The 13485-nt window shown below is 28.7% G+C and carries 12 protein-coding genes; 8 read left to right on the forward strand and 4 right to left on the reverse strand.

The genetic code is table 11. The features are described 5' to 3' along the window. Window positions 1-53: 53 nt before the first annotated feature. On the forward strand, window positions 54-2516 hold the full coding sequence (locus H9W90_RS07365; protein WP_187483791.1) for a T9SS type A sorting domain-containing protein: 2463 nt from the start codon (window positions 54-56) through the stop codon (window positions 2514-2516). 342 nt (window positions 2517-2858) lie between these two features. On the opposite strand, the gene lon is transcribed toward H9W90_RS07365, so the two are convergent. Next, window positions 2859-5330: an endopeptidase La gene (lon, locus tag H9W90_RS07370; protein ID WP_187483792.1), complete on the reverse strand. Its 2472-nt coding sequence runs from the start codon at window positions 5328-5330 to the stop codon at window positions 2859-2861. Window positions 5331-5592: 262 nt separating this feature from the next. On the opposite strand from lon, the gene H9W90_RS07375 reads away from it, so the two are divergent. The 5 genes from H9W90_RS07375 to H9W90_RS07395 all read left to right on the forward strand — a co-directional run bounded on the left by H9W90_RS07375 (window position 5593) and on the right by H9W90_RS07395 (window position 9465). Next, window positions 5593-6444: a hypothetical protein gene (locus H9W90_RS07375; RefSeq protein ID WP_187483793.1), complete on the forward strand. Its 852-nt coding sequence runs from the start codon at window positions 5593-5595 to the stop codon at window positions 6442-6444. A gap of 116 nt (window positions 6445-6560) precedes the next feature. Further along, window positions 6561-7127 carry an RNA polymerase sigma factor gene (locus H9W90_RS07380; RefSeq protein ID WP_187483794.1) on the forward strand — a complete coding sequence of 189 codons (567 nt, stop codon included), beginning with the start codon at window positions 6561-6563 and terminating at the stop codon, window positions 7125-7127. Continuing rightward, a complete protein-coding gene (locus H9W90_RS07385) occupies window positions 7117-7641 on the forward strand; it encodes a hypothetical protein (protein ID WP_187483795.1) in 525 nt (174 codons plus the stop codon). Before H9W90_RS07380 ends, H9W90_RS07385 begins: the two co-directional genes overlap by 11 nt. Next, a complete protein-coding gene (locus H9W90_RS07390) occupies window positions 7625-8707 on the forward strand; it encodes a hypothetical protein (RefSeq protein ID WP_187483796.1) in 1083 nt (360 codons plus the stop codon). The genes H9W90_RS07385 and H9W90_RS07390 overlap by 17 nt, the downstream gene beginning before the upstream one ends. Window positions 8708-8730: 23 nt before the next feature. Then, window positions 8731-9465, forward strand: a complete 735-nt coding sequence (locus tag H9W90_RS07395) for a head GIN domain-containing protein (RefSeq protein WP_187483797.1) — start codon at window positions 8731-8733, stop codon at window positions 9463-9465. Window positions 9466-9545: 80 nt separating this feature from the next. Here H9W90_RS07395 and H9W90_RS07400 read toward each other — a convergent pair whose 3' ends face one another. Both H9W90_RS07400 and H9W90_RS07405 read right to left on the reverse strand, forming a co-directional pair. After that, on the reverse strand, window positions 9546-10721 hold the full coding sequence (locus tag H9W90_RS07400; protein ID WP_187483798.1) for a GlmU family protein: 1176 nt from the start codon (window positions 10719-10721) through the stop codon (window positions 9546-9548). 102 nt (window positions 10722-10823) lie between these two features. Further along, window positions 10824-11597: a choice-of-anchor V domain-containing protein gene (locus tag H9W90_RS07405; protein ID WP_187483799.1), complete on the reverse strand. Its 774-nt coding sequence runs from the start codon at window positions 11595-11597 to the stop codon at window positions 10824-10826. 272 nt (window positions 11598-11869) lie between these two features. Between H9W90_RS07405 and H9W90_RS07410 the strand changes: the two genes are divergently transcribed. Together H9W90_RS07410 and H9W90_RS07415 are read left to right on the forward strand one after the other, a co-directional pair. Continuing rightward, on the forward strand, window positions 11870-12253 hold the full coding sequence (locus H9W90_RS07410) for a 6-phosphogluconate dehydrogenase (protein WP_187483800.1): 384 nt from the start codon (window positions 11870-11872) through the stop codon (window positions 12251-12253). Continuing rightward, window positions 12246-12797 carry an acyl-CoA thioesterase gene (locus H9W90_RS07415; RefSeq protein ID WP_187483801.1) on the forward strand — a complete coding sequence of 184 codons (552 nt, stop codon included), beginning with the start codon at window positions 12246-12248 and terminating at the stop codon, window positions 12795-12797. The genes H9W90_RS07410 and H9W90_RS07415 overlap by 8 nt, the downstream gene beginning before the upstream one ends. Before the next feature lie 73 nt (window positions 12798-12870). Here the strand turns inward: H9W90_RS07415 and H9W90_RS07420 are convergent, their stop codons facing one another. Beyond that, window positions 12871-13482 carry a thioredoxin family protein gene (locus H9W90_RS07420; RefSeq protein ID WP_187483802.1) on the reverse strand — a complete coding sequence of 204 codons (612 nt, stop codon included), beginning with the start codon at window positions 13480-13482 and terminating at the stop codon, window positions 12871-12873. Window positions 13483-13485: the final 3 nt, after the last annotated feature.

Consider the following 13485-nt stretch of genomic DNA (forward strand, 5'->3'; position numbering starts at 1 on the left):
GTCATTAAAATGACGTCATATTCGTGTTAACGTTTGCAATAAATTAAAAAATTATGATAAAAAAAACATGCTATCTAATATTTTTCATCTTTAGTAATCTTTACTCACAAGTTAACTTTACTAATGGAGAAACACTTTTAGATTTAACACATTATTCTTCAGACATATCAGCATTAGCTGCAGCAGATCTAAATAACGATGGATATAAAGAAATAATAGTTGGATCCTATTACGATAATACTATAATGTTTTACAAAAATATTAATGGTGATATTCAATACTTTCAAAGGCAACTTTTAATTCAAAACCCAAATACAAATTACTACTCTGATTTCGATATATATTGTGAAGATGTTGATAGTGATGGTTTAATTGATATTGCTGTTACACATTCTAATTCAGGTAAAATTTCATGGTATAAAAACTTAGGTGATTATAACTTTGATGGAGAAAGAGCTATTGCAGTTATTAATAAACCCAAAAGTTTAGTTGTCGGAGATATAGATAATGATGGTGATAATGATTTCATTGTTGGATCTGAAGATGTTGATAAAATAACGTTGTTATTAAATAATAGTTTAGCCGTATTTAATGAACAGGTAATAATCTCAAATACAAATTATGCAGTTAACAAAGTTAAGCTATATGATTTAGATAAAAACGGTTATTTAGATGTTATTGGTGGACAGGAAAATGGAAATATATATTGGTCTAAAAATATAGATGGCGTTAATTTCTCTTCTGCCCAGTTTATAACAGGAGCTGCAGATGACGGTTATGGTTTTGACTTTTTAGATGTAAACGGAGATTCTTATGATGATATCATTTTTTCATCTAATTATGATGATAACTTAAAATATTTGTTAAACATAAACGGAAATTCTTTTTCTTCTGAATCTATAATAGACAGTTCTTTATCAGACCCATACAATCTATTAGTGAAAGATTTTGATCATGATGGTCTAAAAGATATTATTGTATCTACTACTTCAGATGATAAAATAGGTTGGTATAAAAACAATAACGGTTCGTTTTCTTCTATAATTCAGATTACTAATAATGTTAATAATCCTAAATATTTTTTAATTGAAGATCTCGATAATGATAACTCATTAGAAATAATTACTTCGTCATATCAGTCTAATGAATCCGGGGGTCAAAAACTTTCAGTTTTCAAAAAAAGCCCCACATCAAGTTCTTATGAGGAAAACATAATAAATTTTCATTTTAGTGCTGCAAATGCAGTTCAAATAGCAGATTTAGATAATGATGGAAATAATGATATTATATCTGCATTCAAATCTATTGTATGGAACAAAAATCATGGAAACGATGTTTTTTCTTCTCAATATTTAATTTCTCAAAACATAAACAATTTATTTACATTAGATGTTGAAGTTAAAGATTTAAATAATGATGGATGGTTAGATATAATTGGAATAACTGGTGGCAATTTAGAAATTTATAAAAACATGAATGGCGAAAATTTCATTCCAATTCATACCCAAGTAATAGATGAAGAAGGAGAGGATATAGAAATTAGTGATGTAAATAATGATGGATATTTTGATATTTTAATTTCGCATAGAAATGGTGAAACACCAATAAGTAAAGTTATAAATAATGGAAATTTTGACTTTCAAAGTATAACACCTATCTACACTTTTGGAGGAACTGGATATAAAGCTTATAATTTCAAATGCGGAGATGTAGACAAAGATGGATATATAGATATTGTTGTTGGCGCAAGTGACGTTTCTGAAATTCATTGGTTAAAAAATGATGGAAATGGAAATTTCACATATCAATATATTGTATCTTCTATTGCATGTAATAAAATCGATATTGGCGACCTAGATAATGATGGAAACATAGATATTATAGCAGCTGGTAACTATAGCTATGGAAACTCAGATTTAAATTGGTTAGAAAACAACTCTGAAGGTTTTTCGTCTCCTACGAAAATTGATACTCAAAGCTTAAAATCAATAACATTAGGCGATATTGACAACGATGGTTTTCTCGATATTGTTGGGACTTCTTATGAGTATTATTCTCCTTACGATGAAAGGATTCTTTATTATTTATTTAAAGACGGTTCATTTGAAAGTCAAATGACTATTGAAAGTCTTGGTGATGCTCTTAGTTTAACAAAGGATGCAGTTTTAGGTGATTTAAATAATGATAACAAACTAGATATTGTTTCCAGTTATTATTTTATAAATTCTGTTAAATACTTTATGAATTCATCTACCTTATCTTTAGAAGATATTAATCTTACAAATTCTAGAAATTTTAAAATATATCCAAACCCAAGTATTGAGTTTATTTATTGGAATAAAAATTTAAATATTTCTAACATATCAATTTTTAATTCAATAGGGAAATTAATGTATCGCAATGATAAAAAGATTACTATTGATAAATTAAATGTGAGTTTCATTCCAAAAGGATTGTATTTTATTGTTGCGAAATCAGACCAATCTATATACACAACAAAGTTAATAATTAAATAAATCTATTGGCAACACCGTATAAAATTAATTGATAGTATAAGCTTACTTAAGAAAATATTTGCAAGCTTTCTCTTTGGTTTGTGTTTGCTAAATTTTGTGTTTAAAACAAGCAACAAACCATACACAATAACGTTAGCGAATTATTTAAAAAAACTCTTTTTAGCACATAATTAAAAAGCAATTAGAATTTTAAATTCTCTACAAAGCTAGCAAACAAGTTTAGCCGTGATTGAACGGTTTGTTTGAGCTCTTTTTTCTTTTTCAGAAAAAAAGCGAGTAGTGAAAGCGCGAAATAGCTTCAAAAAAATAAGCCTCCAATTAAATATATTGGAGGCTTATTTGTTAGACTAATTTTTTAGCTTTCTTCACTTTTTGATTTGTGAGTGCGATTTCTATTACTTGTTTCATATCAGAAACATAATGGAATGTTAGTCCTTTTAAGTAACTTTCTTTTATTTCTAAAATGTCTTTTCTGTTGTCTTCACACAGAATTATTTCTTTAATATTGGCTCTTTTTGCAGCTAATATTTTTTCTTTAATTCCGCCAACTGGTAATACTTTTCCACGTAAAGTGATTTCGCCAGTCATTGCTAATTTGTTTTTTACTTTGCGTTGTGTATACGAAGAAACTAAAGAGGTTAACATGGTAATACCAGCACTTGGGCCGTCTTTTGGTGTTGCACCTTCTGGAACGTGAATATGGACGTTGTATTTCTCCATAATTTCTGGTTTAATACCAAATTCTTCTGCGTTTGACTTGATATATTGCAAAGCAATAGTTGCAGATTCTTTCATTACAGTTCCTAAATTACCAGTTATAGAAAGGTTTCCTTTTCCTTTTGATAAAATAGATTCTATAAATAAAATATCGCCACCAACTTGTGTCCAAGCCAATCCTGTTACAACTCCTGCAACGCCATTATTTTCGTATTTGTCTCTGTTTCTTGGTGTTCCAAGAACTTCTTCTACTTTTTCTGATGATAAAGAAATGTCATATTCTTCTTCCATAGCAATAGATTTTGCGGCAAAACGCACAACTTTTGCTATTTTCTTTTCTAAACCTCTAACACCAGATTCACGTGTATAACCTTCTACAATTTGCTCGATTTGTTTTTTACCTAACTTTAAATGTTCGGTTGTTAAACCGTGTTCTTTTAATTGTTTTGGTAATAAATGTCTTTTTGCGATTTCAATTTTTTCTTCAATTGTATACCCAGTAACATTTATAATTTCCATTCTATCGCGCAAAGCCCAAGGAATTTGTCCTAAATTATTTGCTGTGGCAATGAAAAGGATTTTAGATAAATCGTACCCAACTTCTAAATAATTGTCATAAAAAGCTTCGTTTTGTTCTGGATCTAACACTTCTAACATTGCAGAAGATGGATCTCCTTGATGACTTTGCCCTAACTTATCTATTTCATCTAAAACAAAAACTGGGTTTGAACTTCCCGCTTTTTTCAAATTCTGAATTAAACGTCCTGGCATTGCACCAATGTATGTTTTTCTGTGTCCGCGAATTTCTGCTTCGTCTCTTAAACCACCTAAAGACATTCTAACGTATTTACGTCCTAATGCTTCTGCAACCGATTTTCCTAGAGAAGTTTTACCAACTCCTGGAGGTCCGTATAAACAGATTATTGGCGATTTCATATCGTTTCTCAACTTTAAAACTGCCAAGTGTTCAATAATTCTTTCTTTTACTTTTTCTAAACCAAAATGGTCTCTATCTAAAATTTTTGTTGCTCTCTTTAGGTCGAATTTATCTACTGTATATTCTCCCCAAGGCAATTCTAGCAACAATTCTAAATAACTTCTTTGCACACCATATTCTGCAGCTTGTGGGTTCATTCTTTTTAAACGATTCAACTCTTTTTCGAAAGTTGTAGCTACTTCTTTCGTCCATTTTTTAGATTTTGCTTGCTTGCGCATTTCCTCTAATTCTTGGTCGTTAGAAACACCACCCAATTCTTCTTGAATGGTTTTTAACTGCTGATGTAAATAATATTCTCTTTGTTGTTGGTCTAAGTCTTCACGAGTTTTAGACTGAATATCATTACGTAATTGTAATTTTTGAAGTTCTTTATTTAGGTTTTTTAACGCTAATAAAGCACGTTCTTTTAGATTGTCTTTTTCTAAAATTACTTGTTTTTGCGCTACAGTTAAATCCATATTTGAGGAAATAAAATTCACCAAAAACGAATTAGACTGAATATTTTTAATAGCAAATGAAGCTTCTGAAGGCAACATTGGGTTTTCTTTAATTACCTCTAAAGCTTGTTCTTTTATAGAATCTATAATAGCATCAAACTCTTTTTGGTCATCTACTTCTCTATCTTCTACAGCTTCTTTTACGGTTGCTTTTAAATACGGTTCATCTTGAATAATTGTATCAATCTCGAAACGTTTTTTACCTTGAATAATAACAGTTGTATTTCCATCAGGCATTTTTAAAACACGTAAAATCTGGGCTACAACACCTGTAGTATGAATATCTTTTAAACCAGGTTCTTCTTCCTCCTCATTTTTCTGTGCAACAACACCAATTACTTTGCTTCCTTTATTTGCATCTTTTATTAACTGAATAGATTTATCTCTACCAGCAGTAATAGGAATTACAACTCCAGGAAATAAAACGGTATTTCTTAACGGTAAAATTGGTAAAATTTCTGGTACACTTTCTTTGTTGATGATTTCCTCATCTTCTGGCGTCATTAAAGGAATTAACTCCGAATCTTCATTCATCATGTTTTGAAGCGACAAATTGTCCATACTTAATACTTTTGGTTTGCTCATGTGCTTTATATGTGTCATACTGACATTGATTTATTTTTGATGAGAAATCAATATCAATTATTTGTTTTTAAAATTCTGATTATCAAATAGATAAATTTACCTAAATTGATAATCTACTTTATAAAAACAATTGTTGTGCCAAAGGAATTTTAATCTAATAAATACTTTAACCTTAAAAATATATTTTAAAACAAATTAAATCTTAAACTAATATTCTAATCAGTAACCTATTTAAATTAAGCCATAATCTTATATTTGTTATAATTAAAAATACGTTTTTATGGTTTTAGTATATGTTTTTCTTGTTTTAGCAGGTATTATTTTACTATTTATTTCCCTTAAAGGAAAAAATAAAAGTTATTCTAATCTAGTAAATTTCTTATTAACTACTGTTGCTACACTTATTGGTGTAATTATGGCAATAAATGTAAGTGTAGATAATGAAATGGAAAAAGAAAAAGAAGATTTAGTTAAAATTTTAGAATCTGGAGTTTACGTGATTGAAAAAGTATCGAAATATGTTGAAAGTACAGATTCTAAAACCACTGATTACAAGCAAATCGCCTCAAATCTTACTAAAGCTAAAAATACTAAAGAGAGAGATTCTTTAAAAAGTTTAATGTCTTATCAAAAAAAGAATATAAAACCAAATAATCAAGATCATTTTTTTGATTCTATTAAAAAGGGAATAGACAGTTTAAAAATTGTATTCAAAAAAAATATAATAAAACCTTTAGATACCGAAAATGAAAACAATTTAGGTGCTGTCATATTAGGAGATATGAAGTTACCTTTTCCAGATTATATTGGAGCCTTACTGAACAATCCTGATTTTTTAAAGGGTTTAAGTAAAAAAAGCTTGTTAACACTTAATGAAGATTATATTAATTTACAGCGTACTTATGAATTTACAAAAGAGTCTAATGGCGAGACACTATTTTATATGATGGCATTAAATAAAATAAAAAGTACACTACAAATAGAAACCGCATTTCAAGAAGAAAGAATTACAGAAAAACAGCTATATGAAAATTTTTATTTAGCAGAAAAAATACAATCATCTGAATATATTTATAAATATTCACAAAATAAAAGCAAGCCAAAAAATAATTCCCTTCCAATGAAAGAATAGTTCTTTTTTTACCGGAAATCTCCTTCAATATTTCCTAAAAACAAAAAGTTTACTTTTATTTCCGCAAAACTGTCACAACTCAAAAACAGTTTTGTCTTTAGTATAGAAACGTTTTATTGGAAGCTAATCAACCACATATAACCAACCTTATAGAACGCTGCAAAAAGTCGGATAAAAACGCGCAATTAGAAATTTATAAAAGGTATTACAAAGCCATGTATAATGTTTCTTATCGTATTTTAAAAGATGAATTTGAAGCCGAAGATATAATGCAAGAAGCATTTTTAACAGTTTTCACTAAAATGGATTCTTATAAAGGTGAAGTTACTTTTGGCGCGTGGTTAAAAAGAATAGTAATTAATAAAAGTTTGACACAGTTAAAGAAAAACACTAGATATCAAGAGGTTAAAATGGAAGTAATTCCTAATGATGATTTTGAAGAAGAAGCAATAGATTACTCTGGTTTAAAAGCCAAAAACGTATTAAGTTGCCTACAGAGTTTAAAAGAAAATTATAGATTGGTATTGAATTTGCATTTAATTGAAGGTTATGATTATGAAGAAATTTCGCAAATTTTAGATTATACCAATGAAAATGTTAGAACAACCGTTTCTAGAGCAAAAAAGAAATTAAAGCAAGTGCTACTTGCCGAAAATATAAAAGCACAAGCATATGGAAGATAAATTACATCAATTTTTTTCTGAAAATGAATTCGATTTTAACGAACCGCATCAAAATCATTTAGAACGTTTCGAGCGAAAGTTGAATCAGCCTACAAAATATAAAAAGACCTCATGGAAATGGTTAAGTGTTGCTGCTTCTGTTGTTTTAATCTTTGGATTTTGGTTGGGTAGCAATCATCAAAAAAGACAACTAGATTTGGCAGATGTATCTCCAAAAATGGAAGAAGTACAAAGTTATTTTGTGTCTACAATTCATCAAGAATTAAAAACCCTTGAAAAAAACAGAAATTTAGATACAGAAAGCATCATAGAAAGTGCTTTAAATGAATTAGAAGAATTAGAAGATAACTATAAAGTGTTTGTAAAAGATTTGACTAAAAATGGCAAACAAAGAAGAATTATAAATGCAATGATAAAAAATTATCAAAGACGTTTAGACATTTTAGAAAACACGTTAAAACAAATTGAACAAATAAAAAATCCTAACCTATTAAACAATGAAATCTATATATAAAATTACATTACTCTTCTTATTGTTTCCATTAATAGCAATAGCTAATAATGATAAAAAGAAACACGAAAAAGACAGAGTTATTAAAAAAGAATTTACAGTAAACTCTGATGCTAGAGTATCTTTAAACAATAGGTATGGTAATTTAAATATTACAACTTGGGATAAAAATCGAGTAGAAATTGAAGTTACAATTACTGTAAAAGGTGATGATTTAGATGCTGTTGAAGACAAACTTTCTAGTATTCATATTGCTTTTAACTCGAGTTCATCATCTGTTGAAGCAGAAACTATTTTTGGCGATAAAAAAAATAATTGGTCTTGGTGGAAAAGAAGCAAAAACATAAATTATAGAATTAATTATGTTGTAAAAATGCCAAAAACAAATTCTGTAGATTTAGATAACGATTATGGAAATATCTATTTAGACAAATTATTTGGAAAAGCAGATATAAATTGCGATTATGGTAAGATTTCTGTTGGAGAATTATTAGCAACTAATAATAACATCAATTTAGACTACTGTTCTACCTCTACCATTAATTACATGAATAGCGGAGATGTTAATATCGATTATTCTAAACTAAATATAGACAACTCTAAAGACTTAAGAGTAAACGCAGATTATTCAACTTTAAAATTAGGTAAAGCTGGCACTATAGATTTTAATTGCGATTATGGTTCTGTTTCTGTAAATGATGCAGATGATATCAATATCAATTCAGATTATACAAGCATGCGTTTTGGAACCATTAGAAAAAACCTTAACATAGATACAGAATATGGTTCTGTGACTGTTAAAGAGTTAGCTAAAAATTTCGAAAATGTAGTTATCAACGGTGAATATGCTGGTATTAGAATTGGTGTAGAGCCAGGAGCAGTTTTTAACTTTGAATTAGATTTGCAATATGCAGGTTTTAAAAGAGATAATGATAAAATGGAATTTTTTAAAAGTATTTCTAAATCTACTAAAAAATATTACGAAGGAAAATACGGAAAAGGAAATAGCAGTTCTAGATTAAAAATTAAATCGCAATATGGTGGTGTAAGTATCACAGAAAACAATTAAAAAACAATCAAATAACTTATATTATGAATAAAAAAATATTTTTTACTAGTTTACTTTTAACCTTAACTTTTGTTGTTAATGCACAAGAATGGTGGGGGAAAAGCAAAAAAATTAAAGGAAACGGAAATGTTGTAACTGTAAACAGAACAACTGATGATTATGATGGTGTTTCTGTTGGTGGCTCTTTTGATGTTATACTTATTAAAGGAAAAGAAGGTAATATTAAAATAGAAGGAGAGGAAAATATTATACCCTATATAGAAACTGAAATTTCTGGAAGTACTTTAAAAATAAAGTATAAAAATAATGTTAATATTAGAACTACAAAAAGAATGACTGTAACCGTTACTTTTAATGATATTGAGAGTGTGGCATTGGGTGGTTCTGGTAATATTTCTAGCAAAGAACTAATAAAAAGCAAAAAATTTAGCGCTAGTATTGGCGGTTCTGGAAACATTCAGTTAAAAGTAGATGCAGATGATTTAAAAGCCTCTATAGGTGGTTCTGGAAACATAGAGTTAGAAGGAAACACAAACGAATTTACTTGCTCTATTGCAGGTTCTGGAAGCGTAAAAGCTTATGAATTAACAACAGACGAGTTATCTGCAAACGTTGCAGGTTCTGGAAGCATTAAAACCACTGTAAAATCTAAAATTAACGCAAAATTAGTTGGTTCTGGAAGTGTTTACTACAAAGGAAACCCAAAACATATAGACAGCAAATCTGTTGGTTCAGGTAGTGTTTTAGAGAGAAATTAAAAATAAAAAAATAGCAATATAAAAAGACCCAAAATGATAACTCATTTTGGGTCTTTTTTTTGACTTTTAAAAACTAAAAATTAATAGTTTCTATATTGTTTTGTTTCTTCAAAAACATGTTCTAAAATACGCTGTTCTTTTTCATCGAAAACAATCTTTCTACGTTTCATTACAACCTCTGCTACTTCAAAAACTTTGTTTGTTTTATATTCTGTAAAGCCAGAAGCACCACCCCAACTAAAAGACGGTATAAAATTTCTTGGGAATCCGCTACCAAAAATGTTTGCACTAACCCCAACAACAGTTCCTGTATTAAACATGGTGTTAATTCCGCATTTAGAATGATCTCCCATCATTAATCCACAAAACTGTAATCCTGTTTTTGCAAAACGACCAGTTTCATAATCCCATAATTTTACTTCAGCATAATTATTTTTAAGATTAGAATTGTTAGTATCTGCTCCTAGATTACACCATTCTCCAAGTACAGAGTTTCCTAAATAACCATCATGACCTTTACTTGTATATCCAAATAAAACAGAGTTACTAATTTCCCCTCCAACTTTACAATGAGGTCCTAATGTAGTGTCTCCATAAATTTTAGTTCCCATTTTTACAACTGCATTGTCGCTCATAGAAAAAGGTCCTCTAATAGAGGAATTTTCCATTACTAAAGCATCTTTACCAATATAAATTGGTCCTGAAGTTGCATTTAAAGTAGCAAAAACTATTTCTGCACCTTCTTCAATAAAAATATTTTCTCTATTTAAAACTTGAACTCCATCTGGAATTGGTTGCGAAGTTCTACCTTCTGTAATTAAATCGAAATCTTGCTGAATTGCTTCTCCATTTAATGAAAAAATATCCCAAGTATTTTTAATTTGAATCAGGTTTTCTTCAAATTCAATATGAGTATATTCATCAAAATCTACTTCTTCTTGCGAGTCGGATGTGTAAAATGCTATTACATCTTCACCTTTAAAGATGGCTTCATTTTTTGATAAGTTTTTAATTTTTTCTACCAAACTTTCTGATGGACAAAATGAAGAATTAATTAAAATATTTTCTTCCAACTCTACCATCGGATATTTTTCTTCTAAATATTCTTGCGTAATTGTAGTAGTTGTTAAACCTAAATGTTTTTCCCATTTTTCTCTAATGGTTAAAATACCAACTCTAATCTCTGCAACCGGTCTTGTATACGTAAATGGTAATAAAGAATCTCTTACATCGCCATCAAATAAAATATAGTTCATTTTTTCTTTTTTAAGAAGCTACAAATTTACTTTAAAAATGCGCACAAAAAAAACCGATTGTATGAATTACAATCGGTTTTAAATATTTTAAAGTAAAATCTATTAATTTTTTATAAATTTTTGAGTTCCAATTTTGTCATCAGTTACAACTTTTAAAATGTAAACTCCAGAAGCAAGGTTATTAACATCAATTTTGTTATCATTAGTAGAAATATCTTTAGATAAAGCTAATCTTCCTGTATAATCATAAAAATTTACTGTTGCTATTTCTGAACTAGAAGCTAACTGAATAGTTAAGTTATCTGACGCAGGATTTGGATACATATCAAAATCTAAACGTTTTGCTTCTGCAATACTTAATGAAGGTGCAGAAGTAGAGCCCGTAACTGTTTGGTCTTGTCCGTCAAAAGCATTTCCATTTCCATTAGCTGCATTTACAGCTGTGTAGAAAGTTACTCTACCTAAATCGGATGAAGGTGATCTCCATGTAAATGACCAATCTCCAGAATTAGAAGGTGTTGTATGAGTTATTCTATCTCCACTAACTCTAGAACCTGTTCCCGCTGTAAAAGTTCCTATTTTTGTATTAGAACTATTTTCTGCTGCTAATTGAAAACCATGTGTAGAAGAAGTTGAACTTGTATTTACATTTATAGTATAGTCTGTATTTAATAAATAGCCATTAAATGGTATATCTGTAGTAATAGCCACAGAAGCATTAAAGTTTCCTCCACTATGACAAGAAGCACAAGTAGCACCACCATCTCCTGGAGAACCAGATCTTGCATCTCCTCTACCACCAGAACTAGACATTAGCAAAAAAGCAGATAAAGGAATCATTAATAATAAGAATTTAAAGATGTAATTTTTTTTCATTGGTATTGGGTTTAGTTATTTGTAATTCAGTTTTCTATAAATTTAATTAAATATTCTTGTTCAAACATAAATTTGAATATTAATTATGAAATTAATACAAAATAAGTATCTTTTCTATACAACTACGTAAATTAACTGATATTTAATCTTTTAAAAAACAAAAAAAGTCTGAAAGGGAAAAAAAAGGTATTAAAAAGGAAAAATTAATGTTGAATTATTCATTTAATTAATAAAAAAAGGAACTCAATAAATTATAATTGTATTTTTGAGTTATGAAAAAAATTATTGGCGTTTTAATAAGTACTACAATTATAATAACTGCTTTGTATTATCTTTTTGTATACTTTATTACATATAGTACAGGTGTTAGATCTGGCGAATTAATTAAAATTAGTAGAAAAGGAGTACTAATAAAAACTTGGGAAGGAGAAATTAGTCAAGGTATTTCTGGAGCACAAATATTTGCATTTTCTGTTGAAGATAAAAATGAAAAAGTAGCAAATGATTTACAAAAGTTTCAAGGAAAATATGTAAAACTAACCTATAAAGAACGCTATGCAACTTTCTTCTGGTTAGGAGACACCAAGTATTTTATAACAAAAGTAGAAAAAGAAAACTCACCACATTTTAGAAGTAAAAATAATACAGATGATTAAAAAATATAAGAGTATTAAAGAATCTCAATTAACAATTACAGAGTTAATGTTACCATCTCACTCTAATTTTAGTGGTAAAATTCATGGTGGTCATATTCTAAATTTAATGGATCAAATTGCTTTTGCTTGCGCCTCTAAACATTCTAGCAATTACTGTGTTACTGCATCTGTTAATAAAGTAGATTTTCTAAATCCTATTGAAGTTGGCGAGTTAGTAACCCTAAAAGCTTCTATAAATTATACAGGTAGAACTTCTATGGTAGTTGGTTTGCGTGTAGAGTCTGAAAATATTAGAACTGGCGAAAAAAAACATTGTAACTCTTCTTATTTTACTATGGTTGCAAAAGATGAAAATGGGAAAAGTGCACCAATTCCTGGTATTATTTTAACTTGTAAAGATGAAGTTAGACGTTTTGCTAGAAGTATTACTAGACAAAATGAAGGAAAACACAGAACTTCTAGATTTAGTAGCAAAATTTTTAAAACTGAAGATTACATTCACCTTTTAAAAGAAAGCAATTCTAAAATTGAATTAAAAAAGTAATCCAACTATCATTATAAAGACAAAAAAAATCCCAAGTAAAACTTGGGATTTTAATTTTTATAATAAACTCTTTTTAGCGCTTTACCTTTATAGAACAACCAATTGCACTTGTTTCAGTTTTTTCTATTTTTTTTCCAGCTAACAAAGCATCAACTGCATTTTCTACATACTTTTCTGTAACAGCCTCTGGGTTTCTAGAATTGTTATCAATAGCTCCAATATACTGTACTTTCATATCATTTTTAGTAACAATATATACATGAGGTGTTTTTGTTGCCCCAAATTTTGGATAAACTTTTTGACCTTCATCTAATAAATAAGGAAACTTAAATTTCTTTTCTTCTGCTCTTACTTGCATTTTCTCGAAACTATCATCAGGCACAACACTTGGGTCGTTAGGGTTTATTGCAATTACTGAAAATCCTTTATTTTCATATTTATTATAAAGCGCATTTATTCTATCTTCATTCGCCACAGAATATGGACAAGTATTACATGTGAAAATGATGATAAATCCTTTTACCTCTTCATAATCTGATAAAGAAATCATTTCTTCATCTACATTTTTTAAAGTAAAATCTTCTATTGTATCACCAATTTTATAACCACTGTCAGCAGTTTTAAATGTAAAAGCTGTTGCCGAAATAAATACCAATAAAACTAAAATTGATTTAAGTACTTTCATAAT

It is taken from the genome of Polaribacter pectinis (genome assembly GCF_014352875.1).
GTDB lineage: Bacteria > Bacteroidota > Bacteroidia > Flavobacteriales > Flavobacteriaceae > Polaribacter > Polaribacter pectinis.